Source organism: Aliidiomarina sp. B3213 (assembly GCF_003290085.1).
Lineage (GTDB): Bacteria > Pseudomonadota > Gammaproteobacteria > Enterobacterales > Alteromonadaceae > Aliidiomarina.
Map to the genome: position 1 here is coordinate 865,552 of NZ_QMKJ01000001.1, position 22,784 is coordinate 888,335.

Genomic DNA, 22,784 nt, shown 5'->3' on the forward strand with positions numbered 1-22,784 from the left:
CCATTCCTCTCTTTGGATAACGAAAGTCTAAACGGCCTCGTCACCATATTGATAGATCGGATCAACCTCAGACTTTCCTTTCACGGTCACGCCAAGGTCGTGAGCTAACCCATTTTTGATGGAATAAATCCAGCCATGGATAGCTAACTCTTGCCCTTCAGCCCAAGCTTCTTGAATGATGTGATTTTGCGACAAGTTTTCTACTTGTTGCATGACATTCAACTCGCACATTCTGTCTAGCTTCGCGGGCGCAGGTAAGTCTTTCAACACACTTTCATTCTTACGATATACGCCCTTAATAGAATGAAGCCAGTGGTCAACAATACCATGTCGCGACGACCCCATTGATGCTGCCACACCACCACAACCGTAATGCCCCACAACGAGGATATGTTTTACCTTTAATTGCTTCACCGCATATTCAACTACTGCTAGGCAATTAAAATCGGTCTGTATGACCTGGTTTGCAATATTACGGTGAACGAACAGCTCTCCGGGGTCCATACCTACTATTTCATTTGCAGGTACGCGGCTGTCGGCACAGCCTATCCATAAGTATTCGGGTTTCTGTTGCGCCGCAAGACGCTCAAAGAACTCTGGGTCGTTGTCCGTCTTCTTACCAGCCCATCGAACATTATTATCCAGTAACTCACGGATTTTAGGCATTTGCCGATTCCTCACGCTGTTGGATAAAGTCCAAAGCCAGCTCTATACGGTCTTTTACGATGTTTTGTGGAATTAGTTCTATGGTGGCATCAAGAGAGGGCGAATTGCCGCCACCTGTAACGGCTACACGCAATGGCATACCGACTTTACCCATTCCTATCTCAAGGGCTTCACAGGTGTCTTTAATCGCTTGTTGAATGCTTTCAGCGTCCCAAGATTTTAAGTCACTTAAGCGTTGTTGAATGTCGACTAACGCCTCTTTCGCGACAGGACGTAGGTGCTTCTTCGCCGCACCTGCTTCAAATTCAGTTACAGGGCTATAAAAGTACTGGCTAATTTCAGCCATCTCTTTCAGTGTTTTCACTCGGTCTGCTTGCAGTTGAACTACTTTCTCAAGATCTGGGCCATTATTGGTGTCTACGCCTTGTAGCTCGAAATGCCACGCCAACTCAGCCGCCACTTGTTTGGCAGGTAAAGTTTTCATGTAATGTTGGTTCAGCCAGTTCAATTTTTCAGTATTAAATGCAGAAGCCGCTTTGTTGATATCGCTCAATTTGAAAAGCTGAATCAATTCGTCACGGCTAAAGACTTCCTGATCACCGTGAGACCATCCCAAGCGCACTAAATAGTTGATCATCGCTTCCGGTAAATATCCCTTATCGCGATACTCAGTTACGCTTACCGCACCGTGGCGTTTCGATAGTTTTTTACCATCGTCGCCAAGAATCATCGAAACGTGCGCATATTCTGGAATTGGCGCGTCTAGAGCTTTGAGAATGTTAATCTGGCGTGGTGTGTTGTTGATATGGTCTTCGCCACGAACCACATGAGTAATACCCATGTCCCAGTCGTCAACCACAACACAGAAGTTATAGGTTGGAGTGCCGTCTGTTCGGGCAATAATAAGGTCGTCTAATTCTTGGTTCGAAATTTCAATCCGACCGCGAACGTGGTCATCAAACACCACACTTCCCTCTTGCGGGTTTCTAAACCGAATAACGAACGGCTGACCTTCTTTTTCTTCTCTCTGTTCAGCAGTTAAATGACGACACTTACCATCATAGCGAGGCTTCAAACCTGCTTCCATTTGCTCTTCACGCATTTTCTCTAAACGTTCTTGTGAGCAATAGCATTTGTAAGCTTTATCTTCTTGCATTAGCTCATCAATTAACTTGCCGTAGCGGTCAAAGCGTTGTGTTTGATAAACAGGTTCTTCGTCCCAGTTCAGGCCGAGCCATTTCATACCTTCAAAAATGGCGTCAATCGCAGGCTGCGTTGAACGCTCGCGGTCGGTATCTTCAATACGCAGTACAAACTTACCCCCTGCTGCTTTCGCCACTAACCATGCATACAATGCTGTACGCGCACCACCAACGTGCAAGTAACCTGTTGGGCTAGGGGCAAAACGAGAAACCACAGACATGAACTCAATTCCTTATTAAAAAACATTAATTGCGCGAATTATATCAGAAGTGTGCAAGAACGGCAGGTCAAACCATAGTAAAGGAAACAGATCTCAATTCAGTTTTCCAACGTTAGTAAGTCAGGTTCAACGAGGAGTAGCCGAATGTTTAACTTATTCAAACCAAACCCAACCAAAAAATTGCGCAAAGAATTGGCACAACTGCAGGAAAAGTCGATGCAGGCACAACGAAAAGGCGATATTAGAACAAGCTCAGAATTGGCGTCTGAAGCAGACACGCTTTGGCAAAAAATTCAGGAAATGGAGCAGCAATCATGACTCAACTTTTCACTTCATTGTTTATCATTGCCCTACTACCTTTCATTGCAAAACTCCCCCTAGTGCTTGCTATGAATAAAGAGTCTGGTGGTTACAACAATAAATACCCAAGGCAACAACAAGCAAACTTAAAAGGGTTTGGCCTTCGCGCTAATGCTGCACATTACAATAGCTTTGAAGCACTTATCGTTTATATCTTTGCGGTGGTATGCGTTATCCAAAACCAAACTATTGATACGTTGACAGTAACTTTGGCTTGGGTGTTTGTGGCTTCGCGCGTGCTGTACTTAATTTGCTACTGGTTTGACAAAGCGAGCCTTCGCTCTGTTATATGGATTACTGGAATGATTGCCGCTTTCGTAATGGCTGGAAGAGCGATTTGGGGTAATTAACCCGAAGCAGAAAAACAAAAAAGCCAGACTGCGATTTGCGAGTCTGGCTTTCTTATATGGTGGATGGTACTGGGATCGAACCAGTGACCCCCGCCTTGTAAGGGCGGTGCTCTCCCAGCTGAGCTAACCATCCGAAGTTGGTTGCTACCCGACGTATCGTGTAGCCTGGAATATGGTGGATGGTACTGGGATCGAACCAGTGACCCCCGCCTTGTAAGGGCGGTGCTCTCCCAGCTGAGCTAACCATCCAAAGTGTTCTGCCTTAACGGCTGTCCTTGAACACGGAGCGCTATTATAGGGACGTGGAAAATACTGTCAACTCATTTCCTACCCTTTTTTGTCTATTCTAGTTCAACTGCTCAAAATTGATTCATTTTTGCTAATTAACAAACAAATTAGCTATATAACTTTAAATTTTCTCGCAGTTCGTGAAGCTGATCTCGAATTGCGGCTGCTTTTTCAAACTCAAGATCCTGCGCAGCTTTATACATCGCCTTTTCTTCTGCAGCAATCTTAGCAAGAATCTCTTTCGTACTTGAGAACTCTTTCAATACTGCATCTTTCTTAGCCGCTTTAGCCTTCTCCGCACGCTTACGTTTATTTGGATCGCCACCAAGGTCCATAACATCGGTTACGCGTTTATTCAGTCCCTTAGGAACAATTCCGTGAGCGGCGTTATGAGCCATTTGTTTCTCACGACGACGCTTCGTTTCGTCGATAGCCTTTTGCATAGAGTTGGTAATTTTATCGCCGTACAAAATAGCGCGACCATTAACATTTCGCGCAGCACGACCAATGGTTTGAATAAGAGAACGCTCAGCCCGCAAGAAGCCTTCTTTATCCGCATCTAAAATCGCAACTAACGACACTTCCGGCATATCCAAACCTTCTCGCAAAAGGTTAATACCTACCAACACGTCAAACTCACCGAGTCGTAAGTCTCGAATAATCTCCATACGTTCTACTGTGTCGATATCCGAATGCAAATAACGAACTTTAATGTCGTGTTCAGAGAGGTAGTCGGTTAAATCCTCTGCCATTTTCTTCGTTAAAGTAGTCACTAGAACCCGCTCGTTCTTCTCGCTTCGAAGTCGAATCTCAGACATTACATCGTCCACCTGCGTAGCTACTGGACGAACTTCAATCTCAGGATCAATAAGTCCTGTGGGGCGTACAACTTGCTCAACAAATTCACCATCGCAACGTTCTAACTCGTATTTACCAGGTGTAGCTGATACGTATAGCGTTTGCGGTGCTATGGCTTCAAATTCATCAAACTTGAGCGGTCGGTTATCTAGTGCTGAAGGCAAGCGAAAGCCAAAATTCACTAAGTTTTCTTTCCTAGAGCGATCGCCCTTATACATAGCTCCTACTTGCGACACTGTGACATGAGACTCATCAATAATAAGCAAGGCGTCGTCAGGTAAGTAGTCCATTAGGGTTGGAGGTGGCTCGCCAGGAGCACGACCCGATAAATATCGAGAATAGTTTTCGATACCCGAGCAATAACCAAGCTCTAACATCATTTCAATATCGAATTGAGTTCGTTCTCGTATTCGTTGCTCTTCAATAAGCTTGCTAGTGTCTAAGAATTGTTGACGACGCTCTTTGAGCTCATCTTTAATTCTCTCTACTGCATCAACAATTTTATCTCTTGGTGTTACGTAGTGGGTTTTTGGGTACACCGTGAAGCGTGCCACATTAGGCTGCACAATTTGCCCTGTTAGCGGCTCAAAAATAGAAATGCGTTCTATTTCGTCATCAAAAAGCTCTAGCCTTACCGCTAACTCGTCCGACTCCGCTGGAAAGATATCTATGACCTCACCTCGAACACGATAGGTTCCTCGCGCAAATGCCTGATCGTTACGAGTATATTGAAGCGTGGCTAATGTTCTTAGTATCTCTCTTTGATCAATAATGTCCCCGCGTCTAAGGTGCAACATCATTTTCATATAAGAGTCCGGGTCACCCAAACCATAAATTGCGGACACCGAGGCAATGAGAACAACATCGCGTCGCTCCATAAGAGCTTTAGTTGCGGAGAGTCGCATTTGCTCTATGTGTTCATTAATAGACGCGTCTTTCTCTATAAATGTGTCCGTGGTGGGCACATAAGCTTCCGGTTGGTAGTAGTCATAATAAGAAACGAAATACTCCACCGCATTGTTTGGGAAGAACTCCTTCATCTCACCATATAGCTGAGCTGCTAGTGTTTTGTTGTGTGCAAGAATAAGCGTTGGACGACCTGTTTTAGCGATCACATTCGCCATGGTAAATGTCTTACCCGAGCCGGTTACCCCTAGTAAAGTCTGATGAGCTAATCCCGACTCTAAATTATCAATGATCTTGTCTATCGCTGCCGGCTGGTCACCGGCAGGTTGATATTCAGAAACCAACTCAAAAGGGCGACCTTTTTCACTTCTCTCGTTTTCCACACTACTCTCCCTTGTGGCTTCTGCGCATAAACCAGTTATACGCAATAATAGCCGTCAATAGATTCGCTATTACGCCCCCCACGAACATTCCTTGCAAGCCGTATAGCCAATTCCCTAGGATAGAAATAGGCACATACATAACGAACAACCTAACAATGCTCACCATTAGAGCCTGCATAGGTAGATGTAACGCATTAAATGACGAGTTCGTTAAAATGATACAGCCTTGCAAGCCGTAACCTAGCGGCATAATGGCTACGAACCACGCTAGTACTTGAGCAACTTCAACATCACGTGCGAACGCAGCCAGCAATAGGGGTAGTAAAGCGAGCAACGCAAGGTAAATAAAGAACTGCAAAGCAAGAATAAAGATTAATGACTTTCTATAAGCTTCGCGCACACGCCCCATTTTATTAGCACCGAAGTTTTGGCTAATAAAAGGCGGAAGGCTCATCGACAATGCCAGAATAACCACCGAAGCAAGCGACTCTAAGCGAATTCCCACCCCAAAAGCCGCAACAGCAGCGGTTCCATGGTTGGCCACTACACTTGTTAGCACACCAGCCGAAATAGGCGTTAGCATATTTGCGCCAGCTGCGGGTATCCCGATTTTAAGTAACTGACGTGAAGATTCCATAAATGACTGCATACTTGCAGGTATCCAGTCGATCAGCTTTTTTCGTCCCACAAGAAGATAAATAATCAGGCTAAAGCCAATGCTCCAAGAAACCACACTGGCTAGTGCAGCTCCTTTTATACCCATAGCAGGGATAGGTCCAAGCCCAAAAATGAATATAGGATCTAATACCGCGTTAAGAAGCCCACCTACGCCCATAATAAAAGAAGGGGTTTTTGTGTCGCCAGATGCACGTAATATGCTATTCCCCACCATAGGGGTAACAAGCAACACCGCACCTGCGTACCAAATATACATATAGTCTTTAATCAACGGCATAAGGCTGTCTGTTGCGCCGAGCGAGGTAAAAATAAAGTCGGTGAGCAGGAAGAAAATGAATGCTAATGTCCCAACTAATGCAGCTGCCAAGTAGAGAGCACTACTACCTACACTTCTAGCACCCTCATGGTCGTCACCGCCCAGCTTTCTCGCCATCACCGCTGAGGTACCAATACCTAGGCCTATAGTGAGGCTAATAACAGTAAAGCTCACGGGGAATGTAAAACCCACAGCTGCGAGTTCTTCTGTACCAATTAAACTAATAAAGAAGGTATCAACAAAGTTGAAGCTGATTAGTGTTGCTACGCCAAAAATGACCGGCCAAGTCATCGACCAAAGCTTGCTTCCTACAGGAGCATTCAGTATTGCTTTTGATGCTTGAGCGGATGCCATTCGTACTCCTAAAACTGGCTTTTAACGAGGGACTACAGAGATGAACATGGTACGTAAAAACAACATGAATTGCTACGCTCACACAACGCAAGAACTAGACTTTTCGCCATAAAATCCTTATAGTTTCGGCTGTTTTAGACGTCATGAAAAATGACAAAACTCACCTTTAACATTGTACTTTTGATAGGTACTCAGGAATCGCCGTGGACTATAAACTTTCCCATCGTGTGAACGCGATTGCGCCCTCACCTACTCTTGCTGTTAGCCAAAAAGCTGCTGAATTAAAAGCTCTAGGTAAAGACGTTATTGGTCTTGGTGTCGGCGAGCCCGACTTCAGTACACCAGACTTCATTTGTGAAGCCGCAAAAGAGGCAATCGACAAACGCTTTACACGGTACACAGCTGTAGACGGTATTCCTGAACTAAAAAAGGCGGTTGCTGACAAGTTTCAACGTGACAATGGTCTTTCTTACGATCTAGATGAAATTCTTATTTCAGCAGGCGGTAAACATAGTATTTTCAATTTACTAACCGCTTGGATCAATGAAGGTGACGAGGTCATTATTCCCGCCCCGTATTGGGTGTCTTATCCTGACATGACCACATTATTGGGTGGCAAACCAGTCACTATTGAAGCCGGTATTGATCAGCAATACAAGATTACTGCAGCGCAACTAGAGCAAGCGATTACAGAAAATACCAAGTTATTGTTTTTAAATAGCCCGTCAAATCCGACCGGAATGGCTTATTCAAAAGCGGAGCTAGAAAGTCTGGCCGCTGTATTGAAAAAGCACCCTAATATTCTTATTGCTACAGACGATATGTACGAGCACATACTCTGGGACAAAGAGCCATTCCACAATATTGTGATGGTGGCACCAGAGCTAAAGTCGCGCACTATTGTTCTTTCCGGCGTATCAAAAGCCTACGCCATGACAGGGTGGCGTATTGGTTATGCGGCAGGACCTGCCACCATTATTAAAGCCATGAAAAAAGTGCAATCGCAGAGCACCTCAAATCCGTGTTCTATTGCGCAACATGCAGCCCTTGCTGCGTTGCAGGGTGATCAAAGCTTTATTGAAGAGATGGTTACTGAATTTAAAGGACGTCACGACCGGTTAGTCCAACAGCTTAATGATATTCCTGGTATCAAAGCGATTGCGGGTCAGGGTACCTTTTATACGTTCCCTAATATCGAAGTATTAATGCAGGCAAAGAATGTAGCCACTGACGTAGAACTGTGTGAGCTGTTGCTAGAAGAAGAAAACGTAGCATTAGTTCCGGGCTCAGCCTTTGGAGCTCCGGGACACTTCCGCCTCTCCTTCGCAGCTGCAACCTCTACACTAGACGAAGCTATTAAGCGAATCACTCGTTTCGCTAAATCCTAGCTCACTTCGATGCCCTTGATAAAGGTATATCAAGGGCATCCTGCCCCAATTAGACATTAATACAAACTAGCTAAACCATTGTTCTTTGGTGTTTCAATAGCTAAGTACACCCAAAATACAATGAACTTACCGTGATATGCCGCAATTTTTCCCTAATTTTTATGGCGGAATCACTTTTTTGGCGAACCCTACAAAGCCAAAAAGTTGATGTAAATTACTTAACAAAATTAAAACAGACACTCTATATACTTTTAAACGAGAGTAACCACTCACAAAGCCCCAAAAGTCGAGTTTTCCACCGCGCCACTACAAGTAACACCACAAATCCGAACAAAAACTGTCACACTTGTGTAATACTTGCCCAATTTCTAACCCCTTAAAAGATTGGCTTTAAGTTGTTGATTTATATCACCTTTAAAAAACATGCCAGATTTTGAGCAATTGCTACAATCGGCTATATCCTACGCTTTTACTAGCCCTTCACATACTTAACCACAAAGTTATCCACAGATTTCGTGGATAAGATCATGCAACCCACTACTTTCAAGGGTTTGTTAAAAATGTGGATAAATTTAGAGGAGTTTACGAGTCAGAAAACAACTCACGAAATACAAGGGCTTTAGAGATAATGATGAAAAATGAGCGTTTCGTGCCATTTTCACACTCAAATAACAGAAAATGAGTATTATTTGTTCAGTTGAAGCAATTCAGCCTAAATTTATTGTTGTTATGGTTGACAGCAACTAAGTCCCGCATTAACATTCCGCACCGTTAAGCGATTCCCCAGTAGCTCAGTTGGTTAGAGCGGTGGACTGTTAATCCATGTGTCGTTGGTTCGAATCCAACCTGGGGAGCCAAGCTTAACATTCCTTTTCGATTCCCCAGTAGCTCAGTTGGTTAGAGCGGTGGACTGTTAATCCATGTGTCGTTGGTTCGAATCCAACCTGGGGAGCCACGAAAAATCTCCCTCTTTACTTCTACATTAAAATGTTTTCTATTTGAATTACTGCAGTACAGCCATTACTGCTGCACCTATAGATGTACCCAAAATCGCTCCTGCAATAACATCACTTGGGAAGTGGACACCCAGTGCAACACGTGAAATCGCCACACCAAAAGCCCAAACATAAACTACAGAAGACCATACGGGAAAACTTGCTATCACTAGCGCAGCAAACAAGAATGCTGCCGTAGAGTGCCCAGACGGGAAGCTAAATTTATCGGCGGGTTTAATAACGGGACGAAACTGAGCACGCACAGCAGGACGGTTACGCTTCAAAATATTCTTTAGCCAAATAAACAGCGGAACTTCAATAGCAAACGCCAGTAAAGCTCGTTGCAAGAATAACCAGCTGCCTTCTAATGTCGCAATGATCACGAGCAACGTAAATAATGCGTAATAAGGACCGTCTCCGCTTCGAGACAACCAAAACGCTAGCCTAGACTTTCTCAACGGACGAGTACGGTCAAATAACCAGTAAAACGCGGTTTCGTCGGCTGTGCGCATGAGTTGGAAAAAGTTAGACAGAGTAAGTTCCTCGCGAGCTTTTATTCATTGTCCCTGATTGGTGAACACCTATAGTACCGAATTTGATAGGAATATGCCTATAAAGTTGTGTCAACCGCCTTAAATCAGGATAATAGCAAAACAGGATCTTCTACCGCAAACAACATACAGCCTCGTCAACTTGTGGATTTATGACTGAAATTTTATTACTGCTGATAGCTACGGTACTGGTCAACAATTTCGTATTGGTGCAATTCCTTGGTTTGTGTCCGTTTATGGGCGTTTCAAATAAGCTTGAAACGGCAATAGGCATGTCGGCTGCAACCACATTTGTACTTACGCTTGCCTCGGTCTCAAGTTATCTTGTTAATCAATACATTTTATTACCACTTGAGCTAACCGCGTTAAGAACGCTTAGCTTTATTCTTGTTATCGCGGTAGTCGTTCAGTTTACGGAAATGGTTGTACACAAAACCAGTCCCACTCTATACCGGCTACTAGGCATTTTCCTTCCCTTAATTACCACTAACTGTGCCGTGTTGGGTGTTGCGCTTCTAAACATTACTGAACAACATAACTTTATAGAGTCTGTGTTTTACGGTTTAGGTGCCGCCATTGGCTTTAGTTTAGTATTGGTTTTGTTCTCAGCTCTGCGCGAACGTATCGCCGCAGCAGACGTTCCCGTGGTATTTAAAGGTGCTGCCATTGGGATGATTACCGCCGGTTTAATGTCACTGGCTTTTATGGGATTTAGCGGTTTGGTGAGTGGTTCATGAGCTTATTGACCGGAGTTTTTGTTGTATCCATTATTGCCCTAGTGTTCGGTTTAGTACTTGGGTTTGCTGCAGTGCGTTTCAAAGTGGAAGGCGATCCTCTCGTAGACCAAATCGACGAAATATTGCCACAAACGCAGTGCGGTCAGTGTGGCTATCCTGGCTGTCGCCCTTATGCAGAAGCGATAGCAAATGGAGACGAGATTAATAAGTGCCCTCCTGGTGGCGAAGCAACTATTCAAAAACTTTCAGAGCTTACTGGTAAAGAAGCAAAACCACTCGACGAAGCTCATGGTGTAGAAGACGTTAAGAAAGTCGCCTACATTCGAGAAGACGAGTGCATTGGCTGTACCAAATGCATTCAAGCGTGTCCGGTAGACGCTATTATGGGTGCAAATAAGCAAATGCACACGGTTATTGCCGACGAGTGCACCGGATGCGACCTATGTGTAGATCCTTGCCCGGTAGACTGCATAGACATGATTCCGATACCGACCAAAGCAGAGCGCTGGAAGTGGGACCTAGAGTCGATACCCGTGAACGTTGACACTGCGCCCGCAGCTTCCCGACAAGTGGAGGGTGTATAAGTGGCTTCCGCGATCAAAATTTGGAGCTTCCCTGGAGGAGTCCACCCTCCAGAGAGAAAAACGTTAGCTAACCAAACGGCTACTGCTACAACAGAATTGCCGGAAAAAGTATATGTGCCGGTTAAACAGCATATTGGTGCAGAAGGTCAACTCTTGGTTCAACCTGGCGACACTGTGCTTAGAGGGCAAGCACTCACTCAACCGGGAATGAGTGGTGGTTTACCTGTTCACGCACCAAGTTCTGGAACCGTAATAAATATTGCTGAGCATACTAGTAATCATCCTTCGGGAATTCCGACCTTAACGATTACTATTAAACTCGACGGTAAACATGAATCAATCGAGTTCACTGCCGTTGAAAACCCGCTAGAGCAAAGTCCACAAGAACTTATTAAATATATTCGAGAAGCAGGTATCGCAGGGTTAGGCGGTGCCGCTTACCCTACCGCGCAGAAACTTAGCCAAACCCAGAATACTGAATTACTCATTATCAACGGTGTTGAGTGTGAGCCTTATATCGTGTCCGACGACAGGCTTATGCGAGAGCATGCCGAGGAAATAGTATCAGGTATCACTATTTTGCAATCTGCGCTTCAAGCTCAGCAAACCATTGTCGCTATTGAAGACAATAAGCCTGAAGCCATTCAAGCCATGCGCCAAGCAATAGAAAGCGCTAGTATTGAAGCAGCGGTGGCGGTAGTTCCTACGAAATACCCTTCGGGCGGTGAAAAGCAACTTATTCAGTTACTTACAGGAAAAGAGGTACCTTCCAACGGCTACCCTTCAGACATGGGTATTCTTATGCAGAATGTGGGTACTGCGTATGCTATTCATGAGGCTATTTATTTAGGCAAGCCGCTGATGGAGCGCATCGTGACCTTAACCGGTGAGGCCTTACAAAAACCAGGCACGGTATGGGCGTTATTGGGTACACCGGTGTCACACTTGCTAGATAGTGCTAGCTTACAGGCAAGCTCTAAGCAAAAAGTTATTATCGGCGGCCCAATGATGGGTTACACGATTTCAGATTTAGAAGTTCCTGTTGTTAAATCGACTAACTGTATTTTGTGTCCAACAGAGTCAGAACTGCCAGCTACAGGCCACGAAATGGCATGCATTCGTTGTGGTCAGTGTGAGCAAGTGTGTCCCGCGTCATTATTACCGCAACAACTTTACTGGTACGCAAAAGCAAGTGATCACGATGCTCTTAAACAACACCACTTAAAAGACTGTATTGAGTGTGGTGCGTGTGCTTATGTTTGTCCAAGTGAAATTCCACTTGTGCACTATTACAGAAAAGCAAAAGCGGAAATTCGTGAAGAACTCATTGAACAGCAAAAAGCCGATATTGCTCGACAACGATTTGAGGCCAGACAGGCTAGACTAGAGCGAGAGAAGCAAGCTAGATTAGAAAAGCACAAGAAAGCGGCTGAGGCACGTCAGGCCGCGCTTGCTGCGAGAGCCGCTGCAGCTGAGGCAGACCCAACAGAACAAAGCACAGCAGATACAGCAGCAAACAACGGTGAGAAGCAGTCGAAAGTCGCTGCAGCCATAGCGCGAGCCAAAGCTAAAAACGCTGCGCAAGCAGAATCAGCAACCGCAGAAGACGACAAAAAGGCGAGAGTTGCTGAAGCCGTAGCTCGCGCGAAAGCTAAAAAGGCTGCGCAAGCAGAATCAGCAACCGCAGAAGACGACAAAAAGGCGAGAGTTGCTGAAGCCGTAGCTCGCGCGAAAGCTAAAAAGGCTGCACAAGCAGAATCAGCAACCCCAGAAGACGACAAAGCGAAACAGTCATCACAGCAGTCTGACAATGCAGAAGCAGAAAAGAAAAGAAGAGTGGCAGCAGCTGTAGCGAGAGCAAAGGCGAAGAAAGCTGAACAACAAAAACAACAAAATAGTGTCACAACAAGCGAACGAGGAGACTCTGAATCGTCATGAGTTTTTTTATAGCGTCCTCACCACATAATCACGTGCGCCGAAATACCCAGTGGGTCATGCAACAGGTTTTACTGGCCATGGTGCCAGGTGTGCTTGCTCAAGTTTGGATCTTCGGTTGGGGAGTACTTATTCAGCTCGCCTTCGCTATTGTTACTGCGATTGTTGCAGAGTCTTTGTTCCTAGCTTTTAGAGATAAGCCTATTAAACCCGCTTTAAGAGATAATACAGCTATTCTTACTGCGGCATTGCTAGCGGTGAGCATTCCGCCGCTCGCGCCTTGGTGGGTCATATTTATAGGTGTCATTTTTTCTATCGTAGTGGTCAAGCAAGTTTTTGGAGGCGTCGGCCAGAACATCTTTAACCCAGCAATGGCAGGCTATGTTTTACTTCTGGTGTCTTTCCCTGTGCAAATGACGCAATGGATGCCCCCAGCCCACCTCGCTACTTTTAACCTAAGTTTTATAGACAGTCTATGGTTATTTTTCACGCAGTACACCACAGACGGTTTCAGTGTCATGCAAGTAACAATGGTGCAATTAGGGCAAGGCATCGATGCAGTTTCTATGGCTACACCGCTCGACCACATACGCAATCAGCTTTCGCAAGGCTATACACTAAGCGAGTCGCTTAACTCACCTATTTTTGGTGGTTTAGCCGGTTTGGGTTGGCAGGAAGTTAACATGGCGTATTTCCTCGGGGGGGCTTATCTTGTCGCTCGCCGAGTTATCACATGGCATATACCGGTGGCGTTGTTAGGCACTCTACTCGTTGCCTCTGGTTTAGGTACTACGTTTGCAATCGACCAGTTGCCCGGAGTAAACATTCACTTGCTGAGTGGCGCAACCATGCTAGGCGCGTTTTTTATAGCCACAGACCCAGTATCTGCAGCCACTTCAAATAAAGGCAAAGTAATATACGCGGCTCTCATTGGCGTGCTGGTTTATGTAATCCGTACTTGGGGTGGTTACCCAGACGCTATGGCTTTTGCGGTGCTGTTGGCTAACTTATGTGTGCCCACTATCGATTACTTCTCTAAACCTCGCCCGTATGGCAATGTCAAAGCCAAGGAGTCTGCAGAATGATCTTCAAGAATATGAAAAAGAACGGTCTTATTCTTGGAGCTTTTGCACTAGCTGCAACAGGGCTTTTGGTGGTAACTCAGTTTTTAACCGCTGACCGAATTGAACAACAACAACGCGCAGAATTAATGGGCACGCTGAATACACTGATACCTGAAGAAATGCACAGCAATGACCTGTTTGCGGACTGCACCTTAGTGACCAACCCAGATGTTCTAGGTCGCTCTTCTCCTCAACCTGTCTACAGGGCTCGCTCAACCAACGGCAATACCGCCATCGCTATTCGAACCACGGCGCCAAATGGTTACAGTGGAAACATTGATATGCTTGTTGCGATAAATACAAACAATAAAGTTATGGGCGTTCGCGTACTTCAGCACAGAGAAACTCCTGGGCTTGGTGACAAGATAGAAACTCGAAAAAGTGATTGGATATTGTCTTTCACCCAACAGAATATTCCTGCTCAAGAAAGCCCAAGGTGGGAAGTTCGTAAAGATGGAGGCGCATTTGACCAATTTACAGGGGCAACTATTACGCCACGAGCAGTGATTAATGCGGTTGAGCGCACTATTATTTGGGCAAACGCGCAACAAGAATCGTTATTTAATGCACCATCAAACTGCCAGCAGTCAGGTGATAGCCGATGAGTGAAATTAAAACCTTGTCAAAAAACGGGTTATGGGAAAATAATCCTGCTTTAGTCCAACTATTAGGACTTTGTCCCCTACTCGCTGTAACCACTACAGTAACCAACGCCTTGGGGCTTGGCCTTGCCACTCTCTTAGTGTTGGTGGGCTCAAACATTACAGTTTCTTTAGTTAGAGAATGGGTTCCGAACGAAATTAGAATACCTGTCTTTGTAATCGTCATTGCGACCTTTGTAACAATGATAGAATTGCTTATGAATGCCTTCGCATACAGCTTGTATTTGTCATTAGGTATTTTCATTCCCCTCATTGTGACCAACTGCGCGATTATCGGTCGAGCAGAAGCCTACGCTTCTAAGAATCCTTGGCATTTAGCAGCCTACGATGGTCTTGCCATGGGCTTAGGTTTTGGTGGCGTACTCGTGTTGCTAGGTGCTGTTAGAGAAATTATTGGCCAAGGCACGCTATTTGATGGCGCTGAATTACTTCTAGGTGAATGGGCTGCCGCACTGCGCATCGAAGTTATTCAATTCGATTACCCGCTTCTGCTAGCAATTCTTCCACCCGGAGCCTTTATTGGTTTAGGATTCCTTATTGCTATAAAAAATGGTATCGACCGGCTACATGCAGCAAAACAAGAAAAACAAGCCGTAACCAAAGCAACACGCGCACGAGTTACAGGGCAAACTTAAGTTTGATCACAATATGAATAAAGAAAAACGAAGAGAAATACTAACGCGCTTAAGAGACAACAATCCACATCCGACCACGGAGCTTAACTTCTCAAACCCTTTTGAGTTGCTTATCGCCGTTCTTTTGTCAGCACAAGCAACTGATGTGGGCGTAAACAAAGCCACCGGGCCTCTTTTTAAAATTGCCAACAACCCACATGACATGTATGCACTTGGTGTCGACGGTTTAAAGTCCTACATAAAAACCATAGGCCTTTTTAACACCAAAGCAGAAAACGCAATTAAAACCTGCAAAATACTGATTGATAAGTACAACGGCGAAGTTCCTGAAGACCGCGCTGCGCTAGAAGCGCTACCAGGTGTAGGCCGAAAAACCGCGAACGTAGTGCTAAATACCGCTTTTGGCTGGCCGACAATTGCAGTCGACACGCACATATTCCGGGTGAGCAACCGTACAAAGTTCGCCATGGGTAAAAACGTAGACCAGGTAGAACAGAAGCTACTCAAAGTCGTGCCCGCAGAGTTTAAGGTAGACGTACATCACTGGCTTATTTTACATGGACGCTACACCTGCGTGGCTCGCAAGCCACGCTGCGGTTCATGCATTATTGAAGACTTGTGTGAGTTTAAGGATAAAACAGAGATTTAAGACTCTTACAATTGTCTCTTACTGAAAAAAAAGGGGAAAGCCGCTGTAAACAGTTACTTCCCCACTTCATTCCGGTCGGTGATTCCCGCAGAACTAGTCTCTGCTCAGTCTGAAATTTGAGCGAGTAACTTGTCAGCCACTAAAGCTGAACTAGCTGGGTTTTGACCCGTAACAATTAGACCATCTTGTACAGCAAATGCTTCCCAGTCTTGCCCTTTTTGATAGTCACCACCACGTTTAACAAGCTCATCTTCCAGCAAGAAAGGCACAACTTCTGTCAATTGAACTGCTTCTTCCTCACTGTTGGTAAAGCCGGTCACCTTTTTATCTTTGATAACGAAGTCACCAGAAGCGTTTTTTACGTTAAGCAATGCGGCACTAGCATGACATACTGCCGATACAGCTTTACCTGAGTTCAAAAAACTCTCAATTAAAGCGATTGATTCCCTATTGTCGGTGAGATCCCAAAGTGGGCCATGACCGCCCGGGTAAAAAACGGCGTCGTAGTCACTTTCATTTATGTCAGATAGTTTTAACGTTGCCGCAATTTTAGCCTGAGCATCTCTATCAGCATCGAACCGTTCAGTCGCCTCTGTTTGGAAGTCCTCTAATGTGCTTGTTGGATCAATTGGAGCTTGACCGCCTTTCGGTGTAGCCAAAGTAACCTCGGCTCCAGCGTCAATAAACGCATAATATGGGGCAGCAAATTCTTCAACCCAAAAACCTGTTTTTTTGCCCGTGTCACCTAGTTGATCGTGTGAAGTTAGCACCATCAAAATCTTCTTCGTCATATTTATTACCCCGTTATCAACTAAATTTATTTGTTCAATTTTAGTTCTATTTCATTGCTGTAAAGTATAGGGTCACTAACTTAAGTGAACAATGCAGATAAAACTAAAAACATTGTATGAATAATTGATACAATTAACTTCGCTATTTCTTTTGTGGACAATATATGAATGTTTCCTTAGAGCGACTCAAAAGCATGGTTGTTTTTGCTCAGGTGATTGAACAAGGCAGTCTAAGCGCAGCAGCTACGCATTTAGGGCTCTCTCGAGCAGTGGTGAGTTACCACTTGAAAAAACTTGAAGACCAACTCGACGTGAAATTGCTCAACCGTTCAACTCGAACCATTAACCTCACAGAGGCTGGCCGAGCATATTATGAACGTTGTCATGCTATCGCAGAGCAAGCCAATGCAGCCAATCAGCAAATTGAGAATACAAAAAGCGAGCCTGCCGGCTTGCTTAGAATAACTTGCCCAGTCAATGTTGGCTTGCAGACTATAGTGCCGGCTCTCAACGAGTTTAAACGAATATATCCTAGGATTAGTCTCGATATCATGCTGACGGACGAAGTGGTTAATATCATGAAAGAGGGAATCGACTTAGCAGTACGTGGAGCACCATTGCCAGACTCTGGGTTACAGGCAAGTAAACTCGCTACGTTGAAGACTTGTCTATGCGGTTCTCCAGAATACTTTTTGAAATATGGGCAACCTGACCACCCTAATGACTTGGTTGATCACCAATGGGTGATGTACAAGTTAACCTCTAGCGAACTAAACATCACTAAAGGCAGCCGCTCTTATAAGGTTGCTACCAAAGGCAGTATTAGTACCAACAATGCGGCAGCTAGAACTGCATTTGTCGAGGCTGGGCATGGATTAGCACGAATCCCACTATACGATGCATGGCCTAAAATACAGGCTGGTACGCTTCAAACAGCTCTTGATGACTATGATTTTAGCGACATCAATGTTTATGGTGTCTTCCCACCAGGTACTGCAAATTCGAAAAAATTGAGATTAGTACTTAATTTTTTGCAGTCCTATTTCACGAAGCAAATGAATGTAAAGAATACCCAATACTAACCAGATGATGTCTATCGAGGCTTTATTGGCATATAAAACACTTAAAGCACTAACGGCTTGACAATAGCTCCTCGTTAAACGGGCGGCTAATTTGAACTACAACACGTCTGTTTTGAGCGCGCTCGAGCTCATTTTCATTGCCCGCTATGTGCCGCATTTCACCATGCCCTTGAATGGAAATTTGGGACTCGTTTATGCCTTGCTCAACCAGAAAATCTTTTACTGACTGCGCTCTAGCAGTAGAGAGCTGCTCGTTTTCATCGAAGCTACCATAAGCGTCGGTATAACCGGCGACCAGTACTAATTCGATATTTTGATCATGTACAAGGAAATTACCAACACGCATCAACTTGCGCTTCGCAGAGTTTGTCAGCTCGGTCGTTTTCTCTTCGTACGTTAAAACCGTAAATGAAATATCATCAAACCCATAAGGCAATAACTGCGCTACGCAGTCCATAAAGTCATCGTAGCGTTGCTGAAAATTCACGGCTGAAACCTGCACTTGCACTTCATCTTGCGCGTTATGCCAGTCTTGATAGCTAAAGGTGGGCGCCATACCTTTTTCCAGTTCAGTCAACAAAACCCAAGACATTTCCATACCAAGCTCACTGTCGTACTGACGATACAAAGGGAGTTCGCCTAACAACCTCGGAGCTGCTCCTGGACGCCAAACTGGTGGGGCAGAATAAACTAACGCATTGTCATACGTTTCAGGAAGCCTGCGCATATCCAAAATTACGCGCATATTCGATTGACGATTCGCTTCACTTTCAAAGCGCACTTCACCATATCGAGGAATTTCATGAGCCAGGGTACATTGCAGAGGTGAGTATTCGCTCACGCGCCATTCAGCATGTTCATTATTCGCTCGGTACATTCTCACGTCTGTTGCGGCCGACGCAAATGACGTGACTCCTAAAGCTAATGACACTGCGAATACAATCTGTCGCATTACGCCCTCTATCATGGTTAAAACATTATGCTTATGTATCGACCTTCCCCTTACTAACTTTAGTCATTCCTTTAGCCATTCGCAGTGCCTTCTGGCATACTTTAACCCTAAGAAATAAAGGAGTTTGCATGTCACTCGATTTTAGTTTGATGAAGTCTCGCTTTCGTGGGTACTTGCCGGTTGTTATTGATGTCGAAACCGCAGGTTTTAATGCTCAAACCGATGCATTATTAGAGATTGCAGCGGTTCTGTTAGCATTTAATGAAAGTGGAGACCTTGAGCCCTATAAAACAGTGCATGCTCATGTAGAACCTTTCGAAGGCGCCAATATCGAACAGGCAGCAATCGAGTTTAATGGCATTGATCCACATAGCCCCTTACGAGGAGCTGTGAGTGAAAGCGAAGCGTTAAGAGATATATTTAAAGAAGTAAGAAAGGCGCAAAAAGAGGCTGGCTGCCAACGCTCGGTTTTGGTCGGTCACAACGCAACTTTTGATCACAACTTTATGATGGCTGCCGCGGAGCGCGCCAACCTTAAGAGAAACCCTTTCCACCCGTTCGTAACATTCGATACCACCTCACTTTCTGCTTTAGCGCTCGGACAAACGGTCTTGGTGAAGGCTTGCAAAGCCGCAGGTATAGAGTTCGACCAAAAGGAGGCGCATTCGGCTGTTTACGACACAGAGCGCACAGCTGAGTTGTTCTGCTGGATAGTAAACCGCTGGAGTCAGCTTGGAGGCTGGCAAGGAGAATAAAAAAACGGCCCCTTCGAGGAGCCGTTTTTCTTAAAACCTTAAGGTAAAACTTTAATTATTAAAGTTTAGCTTGGTTTTTGCTCAAGTAATCAGCAACGCCTTTCGCATCTGCTTTCATACCTTCGTCGCCTTTGTTCCAACCTGCAGGGCAAACTTCACCGTGCTCTTCATGGAACAATAATGCATCTACCATACGAAGCATTTCGTCGATGTTACGGCCAAGTGGTAAGTCGTTTACTACTTGGTGACGTACGTTACCTTCTTCGTCGATTAAGAAAGATGCACGGAACGCTACACCAGCTTCTGGGTGCTCGATATCGTACGCTTTCACAATTTCATGCTTCACGTCTGCAACTAGTGGGTATTTAACCGCACCAATACCACCGCTCTCAACAGCAGTGTTTCTCCAGGCATTATGGCTAAACTGTGAATCGATTGAACAACCAATAACCTTCACGCCGCGCTCTTCAAATTCAGCTAAACGCTTGTCGAAAGCGATTAACTCAGAAGGACAAACGAATGTGAAGTCTAGTGGGTAAAAGAAAAGAACCGCTTTTTGGCCCTTAATTTCTTCACTCAACGTAAAGTTTTCAACAATCTCACCAGTTCCAGTTACTGCCGCAGCGGTAAAATCAGGTGCCTTGCGGCCAACTAATACAGCCATGCATTACTCCATTTTTAGTTAGAACATAAAAAAGGAGCTCAGTGAGAGCTCCCCCCATATAAAATCTTTTCTTTTTAAGCAGTTGGGTTTTCGTCTGGTACTGCTTCTGTAATAAGCGTTTGTAATTCGCCTTGCTGAAACATTTCCATGATAATGTCGCAGCCACCAACAAGCTCACCGTTAACCCAGAGTTGTGGGAACGTTGGCCAATTGGCTACCTTCGGCAATTCAGCGCGAATATCAGGGTTTTGCAATACGTCTACATACGCAAAAGGCTTACCACAGCTCATTAGGGCTTGAGATGCCTGTGAAGAGAACCCACAACTTGGAAGTTTTGGAGATCCTTTCATATACAAAAGCACCGTGTGCTCAGCAATTTGCTCACGAATTTTGTCGTGTACAGCTTTAACGTCTTCTGACATATTCTCTTGCATAGGTTGCCTCTTCGATACTGCGAATTTGCCGCAGATCCTAGCATAAAATGATTATTCGTTCTCCCTTGAATTTTATCTTTTTATCCCCAGTATAGAGACCAGTGGTAAGACGTTTACTGGTTACGGACCAGGCATTTAGCTATACTGTGTAGCGTCTACTTACAAACACGCTTTATTCAACAAACGGAGACCCGATTATGGCATTTGAATTACCAGCGTTACCGTATGAGAAGAATGCATTGGAACCGCATATCTCTGCTGAGACTCTTGAGTATCACTATGGCAAGCATCACCAAACTTACGTAACTAAACTAAATGGTTTGGTTGAAGGCACAGACATGGCTGGTAAGTCGTTGGAAGACATCATTCGCAACTCAAGTGGTGGCTTGTTCAACAATGCAGCTCAAGTTTGGAACCACACGTTCTACTGGAACTGCCTAAGCCCAAATGGTGGCGGCGAACCTACAGGTGCACTTGCAGACGCAATTAACGCTAAGTGGGGCTCTTTCGAGAAGTTTAAAGAAGCTTTCACTGACAGCGCTGTGAACAACTTCGGTTCTGCTTGGACATGGCTTGTGAAAAAATCAGACGGCTCTGTTGATATTCACAACACCAGTAACGCAGCAACCCCTATTACTGAAGACGGTTTAACTCCGTTGCTTACTGTTGATGTATGGGAACACGCTTATTACATCGACTACAGAAATGCTCGTCCTAAGTACATGGAAGCTTTCTGGGCACTTGTAAACTGGGATTTTGCTTCTAAGAACTTCGGTTAATAGAGCTCCTAGTTTTTAAGCATAAAAAAAGCGAACTTTGAAAGTTCGCTTTTTTTTATTCTCTTTAAAATTATTCGACCAAATTTTCTGGAATAGAATCTCTTAACTGCTTCCAAATTGCGGCAGAGTCGTAGCCGTATTTACGCACAAGGTTCAACGCTTCTTGATGGTCGCCGCTCTCTGCTAACGCTCTCATTCTTCTGTAATACTCTTTAGCTAGAGCTCTGGCTTCCGGCTTAGAGAAATAGAATTGACCGATACGCGCATACAAGCCTTTAAAACCATTAAGTACAAGAACGTAAATCGAATTCTCTGACGCCATTGCAAGTTCATGGTTCAGATAATAATCGTACTCTGCGTAAGCTTTCGCATCGTCTTCTAGCCCTTCAGACTCCTGCAATATTGCGTTAGCTTTTTCTGGGTTATGACGTAATGCGGCGCGAATATAGATAGCACTAATGTTTGTGCGCGCAGAAAGAAGCTGATCAACCAGATCAGGCATGCCCTCTTCGTCTAGACGAGCCAATGTTTCCAGAATATTTAAGCCCGAAGTTTCCCAAAAGTTATTCACTTTAGTTGGCTTACCATGCTGAATCGTTAACCAACCGTCCCTTGCTAGCCTTTGCAATACTTCGCGCAGTGTTGTTCTAGTTACGCCGATAAGCTCGGAAAGCTCACGCTCCGCAGGCAAAATAGAGCCCGGTGCAAAGTCACCTTTCCAAATAGACTTAACAATAAACTCTTCTGCAAAACCCGCAGGGCTTTTCGCTTTGATGATCATGTGGGTCAATGTAATAGTCCTGTCTTACAGCATGGGCTCAATTAATTATTTTTGACACGAGATTGTAACGCGCCCTCATTGGTCGGACAAGTTTATTAGTTCACTCGCGGTGTAGCAACTTATTGTGGTAGTTTAGAGTCCCCAATTGAGTAAACAGCACGTAAAGGAAAACCAAGCATGTCGCCAGTTTCTAAATGGCCTGAGCAAAAATGGTCATGGGCGCTACTTTGTAGCTCTGCATTAATTTTACTTGTTACGGCCTTATATTTTCAGCACGGAATGGGCTTACAACCTTGTGTTCAATGTGTTTACCAACGTATAGCTGTGCTGCTATTAGTTATTTTTACTGGGATTGCATGGCTTAAACCAGAAAATGTCGCATATCGAGCTGTAGGCTTTATTGGTTGGCTAGCAAGTGCTGGTTATGGTTTGTATGTAGCTCACCATCATGTTTGGCTACAAACTGCAGCGAACCCGCTATTTGCAAGCTGTAGCCCCTATCCGAACTTCCCGAGCTGGCTTCCTTTACATGAATGGATACCCTTCTTCTTCGGTGCAGGCGGCCTATGCACCGACTACAGCTGGCAGTTTCTGGGTATGGTCATGAGCGAATGGATGCGTATTATTTTTGCTTTCTATGTTGCTCTAGCGTTAGTTATTTTGGGCATTAGGCTCGTTAAGCAGCGTCGAATTTAGACCTAGAG

General features: G+C 44.8%; 24 protein-coding genes and 4 tRNA genes. 16 read left to right on the top strand and 12 right to left on the bottom strand.

Annotated features, from left to right (window positions below; translation table 11 throughout):
• Positions 1–27: 27 nt before the first annotated feature.
• On the bottom strand, positions 28–666 hold the full coding sequence (can, locus tag DQX04_RS04205; protein WP_111914621.1) for a carbonate dehydratase: 639 nt from the start codon (positions 664–666) through the stop codon (positions 28–30).
• Positions 659–2,089 carry a glutamate--tRNA ligase gene (gltX, locus tag DQX04_RS04210; RefSeq protein ID WP_111914622.1) on the bottom strand — a complete coding sequence of 477 codons (1,431 nt, stop codon included), beginning with the start codon at positions 2,087–2,089 and terminating at the stop codon, positions 659–661. The genes can and gltX overlap by 8 nt, the downstream gene beginning before the upstream one ends.
• 144 nt (positions 2,090–2,233) lie before the next feature.
• On the opposite strand from gltX, the gene DQX04_RS04215 reads away from it, so the two are divergent.
• Together DQX04_RS04215 and DQX04_RS04220 are read left to right on the top strand one after the other, a co-directional pair.
• The gene (locus DQX04_RS04215; RefSeq protein WP_111914623.1) at positions 2,234–2,407 is read left to right on the top strand and encodes a DUF6435 family protein; all 174 of its coding nucleotides are present in this window, start codon (positions 2,234–2,236) and stop codon (positions 2,405–2,407) included.
• Entirely contained in the window at positions 2,404–2,799 is a 396-nt protein-coding gene (locus DQX04_RS04220; protein WP_111914624.1) for an MAPEG family protein, read from the top strand. The genes DQX04_RS04215 and DQX04_RS04220 overlap by 4 nt, the downstream gene beginning before the upstream one ends.
• Before the next feature lie 57 nt (positions 2,800–2,856).
• On the opposite strand, the gene DQX04_RS04225 is transcribed toward DQX04_RS04220, so the two are convergent.
• The 4 genes from DQX04_RS04225 to DQX04_RS04240 all read right to left on the bottom strand — a co-directional run bounded on the left by DQX04_RS04225 (position 2,857) and on the right by DQX04_RS04240 (position 6,582).
• A tRNA-Val gene (locus DQX04_RS04225) sits at positions 2,857–2,932 on the bottom strand.
• Positions 2,933–2,972: 40 nt separating this feature from the next.
• Positions 2,973–3,048, bottom strand: a tRNA-Val gene (locus DQX04_RS04230).
• Between the two features lie 146 nt (positions 3,049–3,194).
• Complete coding sequence (gene uvrB, locus DQX04_RS04235; protein WP_111914625.1) at positions 3,195–5,234, bottom strand: excinuclease ABC subunit UvrB; 2,040 nt, start codon at positions 5,232–5,234, stop codon at positions 3,195–3,197.
• A 1-nt stretch (position 5,235) separates the two neighbouring features.
• Positions 5,236–6,582: an MATE family efflux transporter gene (locus tag DQX04_RS04240; protein ID WP_111914626.1), complete on the bottom strand. Its 1,347-nt coding sequence runs from the start codon at positions 6,580–6,582 to the stop codon at positions 5,236–5,238.
• 203 nt (positions 6,583–6,785) lie between these two features.
• Here DQX04_RS04240 and DQX04_RS04245 point away from each other — a divergent pair, with 203 nt between their 5' ends.
• From DQX04_RS04245 to DQX04_RS04255, 3 genes are all read left to right on the top strand, one after another.
• Entirely contained in the window at positions 6,786–7,970 is a 1,185-nt protein-coding gene (locus DQX04_RS04245; protein ID WP_111914627.1) for a pyridoxal phosphate-dependent aminotransferase, read from the top strand.
• A 780-nt stretch (positions 7,971–8,750) separates the two neighbouring features.
• Positions 8,751–8,827: transfer RNA gene (locus DQX04_RS04250), tRNA-Asn, on the top strand.
• A 21-nt stretch (positions 8,828–8,848) separates the two neighbouring features.
• Positions 8,849–8,925 (top strand) — tRNA-Asn (locus DQX04_RS04255).
• A 48-nt stretch (positions 8,926–8,973) separates the two neighbouring features.
• On the opposite strand, the gene DQX04_RS04260 is transcribed toward DQX04_RS04255, so the two are convergent.
• Positions 8,974–9,477: a phosphatase PAP2 family protein gene (locus tag DQX04_RS04260; protein ID WP_111914628.1), complete on the bottom strand. Its 504-nt coding sequence runs from the start codon at positions 9,475–9,477 to the stop codon at positions 8,974–8,976.
• A gap of 191 nt (positions 9,478–9,668) precedes the next feature.
• On the opposite strand from DQX04_RS04260, the gene rsxA reads away from it, so the two are divergent.
• Genes rsxA through nth form a run of 7 tightly spaced genes read left to right on the top strand, consistent with a single transcriptional unit; the run spans position 9,669 to position 15,842 of the window.
• Positions 9,669–10,253 (top strand): electron transport complex subunit RsxA, encoded by a 585-nt coding sequence (rsxA, locus tag DQX04_RS04265; RefSeq protein WP_111914629.1) that lies wholly within the window; start codon positions 9,669–9,671, stop codon positions 10,251–10,253.
• Entirely contained in the window at positions 10,250–10,837 is a 588-nt protein-coding gene (gene rsxB / locus DQX04_RS04270) for an electron transport complex subunit RsxB (RefSeq protein ID WP_111914630.1), read from the top strand. The genes rsxA and rsxB overlap by 4 nt, the downstream gene beginning before the upstream one ends.
• Positions 10,838–12,775 carry an electron transport complex subunit RsxC gene (gene rsxC, locus DQX04_RS04275; RefSeq protein WP_111914631.1) on the top strand — a complete coding sequence of 646 codons (1,938 nt, stop codon included), beginning with the start codon at positions 10,838–10,840 and terminating at the stop codon, positions 12,773–12,775.
• A complete protein-coding gene (gene rsxD / locus DQX04_RS04280) occupies positions 12,772–13,857 on the top strand; it encodes an electron transport complex subunit RsxD (RefSeq protein ID WP_111914632.1) in 1,086 nt (361 codons plus the stop codon). Before rsxC ends, rsxD begins: the two co-directional genes overlap by 4 nt.
• On the top strand, positions 13,854–14,501 hold the full coding sequence (gene rsxG, locus DQX04_RS04285; protein ID WP_165831938.1) for an electron transport complex subunit RsxG: 648 nt from the start codon (positions 13,854–13,856) through the stop codon (positions 14,499–14,501). The genes rsxD and rsxG overlap by 4 nt, the downstream gene beginning before the upstream one ends.
• Positions 14,498–15,193 carry an electron transport complex subunit E gene (locus DQX04_RS04290; protein WP_111914633.1) on the top strand — a complete coding sequence of 232 codons (696 nt, stop codon included), beginning with the start codon at positions 14,498–14,500 and terminating at the stop codon, positions 15,191–15,193. Before rsxG ends, DQX04_RS04290 begins: the two co-directional genes overlap by 4 nt.
• 13 nt (positions 15,194–15,206) lie before the next feature.
• The gene (gene nth / locus DQX04_RS04295; RefSeq protein ID WP_111914634.1) at positions 15,207–15,842 is read left to right on the top strand and encodes an endonuclease III; all 636 of its coding nucleotides are present in this window, start codon (positions 15,207–15,209) and stop codon (positions 15,840–15,842) included.
• Between the two features lie 104 nt (positions 15,843–15,946).
• Here nth and DQX04_RS04300 read toward each other — a convergent pair whose 3' ends face one another.
• A complete protein-coding gene (locus tag DQX04_RS04300; protein ID WP_111914635.1) occupies positions 15,947–16,633 on the bottom strand; it encodes a type 1 glutamine amidotransferase domain-containing protein in 687 nt (228 codons plus the stop codon).
• Between the two features lie 164 nt (positions 16,634–16,797).
• Here DQX04_RS04300 and DQX04_RS04305 point away from each other — a divergent pair, with 164 nt between their 5' ends.
• Positions 16,798–17,715 (top strand): LysR family transcriptional regulator, encoded by a 918-nt coding sequence (locus tag DQX04_RS04305; protein WP_111914636.1) that lies wholly within the window; start codon positions 16,798–16,800, stop codon positions 17,713–17,715.
• 49 nt (positions 17,716–17,764) lie between these two features.
• Here the strand turns inward: DQX04_RS04305 and DQX04_RS04310 are convergent, their stop codons facing one another.
• Entirely contained in the window at positions 17,765–18,667 is a 903-nt protein-coding gene (locus tag DQX04_RS04310) for an OmpA family protein (RefSeq protein WP_165831939.1), read from the bottom strand.
• Positions 18,668–18,795: 128 nt separating this feature from the next.
• On the opposite strand from DQX04_RS04310, the gene rnt reads away from it, so the two are divergent.
• A complete protein-coding gene (gene rnt, locus DQX04_RS04315) occupies positions 18,796–19,422 on the top strand; it encodes a ribonuclease T (RefSeq protein ID WP_111914638.1) in 627 nt (208 codons plus the stop codon).
• A gap of 58 nt (positions 19,423–19,480) precedes the next feature.
• Here rnt and DQX04_RS04320 read toward each other — a convergent pair whose 3' ends face one another.
• Together DQX04_RS04320 and grxD are read right to left on the bottom strand one after the other, a co-directional pair.
• Entirely contained in the window at positions 19,481–20,086 is a 606-nt protein-coding gene (locus tag DQX04_RS04320; protein WP_111914639.1) for a peroxiredoxin, read from the bottom strand.
• Between the two features lie 74 nt (positions 20,087–20,160).
• Positions 20,161–20,520, bottom strand: a complete 360-nt coding sequence (gene grxD / locus DQX04_RS04325; protein WP_305764667.1) for a Grx4 family monothiol glutaredoxin — start codon at positions 20,518–20,520, stop codon at positions 20,161–20,163.
• A 197-nt stretch (positions 20,521–20,717) separates the two neighbouring features.
• Here grxD and sodB point away from each other — a divergent pair, with 197 nt between their 5' ends.
• Entirely contained in the window at positions 20,718–21,299 is a 582-nt protein-coding gene (gene sodB / locus DQX04_RS04330) for a superoxide dismutase [Fe] (protein WP_111914640.1), read from the top strand.
• A 70-nt stretch (positions 21,300–21,369) separates the two neighbouring features.
• On the opposite strand, the gene fadR is transcribed toward sodB, so the two are convergent.
• A complete protein-coding gene (gene fadR, locus DQX04_RS04335; protein WP_111914641.1) occupies positions 21,370–22,080 on the bottom strand; it encodes a fatty acid metabolism transcriptional regulator FadR in 711 nt (236 codons plus the stop codon).
• Positions 22,081–22,257: 177 nt separating this feature from the next.
• Here fadR and dsbB point away from each other — a divergent pair, with 177 nt between their 5' ends.
• On the top strand, positions 22,258–22,776 hold the full coding sequence (dsbB, locus tag DQX04_RS04340) for a disulfide bond formation protein DsbB (RefSeq protein ID WP_111914642.1): 519 nt from the start codon (positions 22,258–22,260) through the stop codon (positions 22,774–22,776).
• Positions 22,777–22,784: the final 8 nt, after the last annotated feature.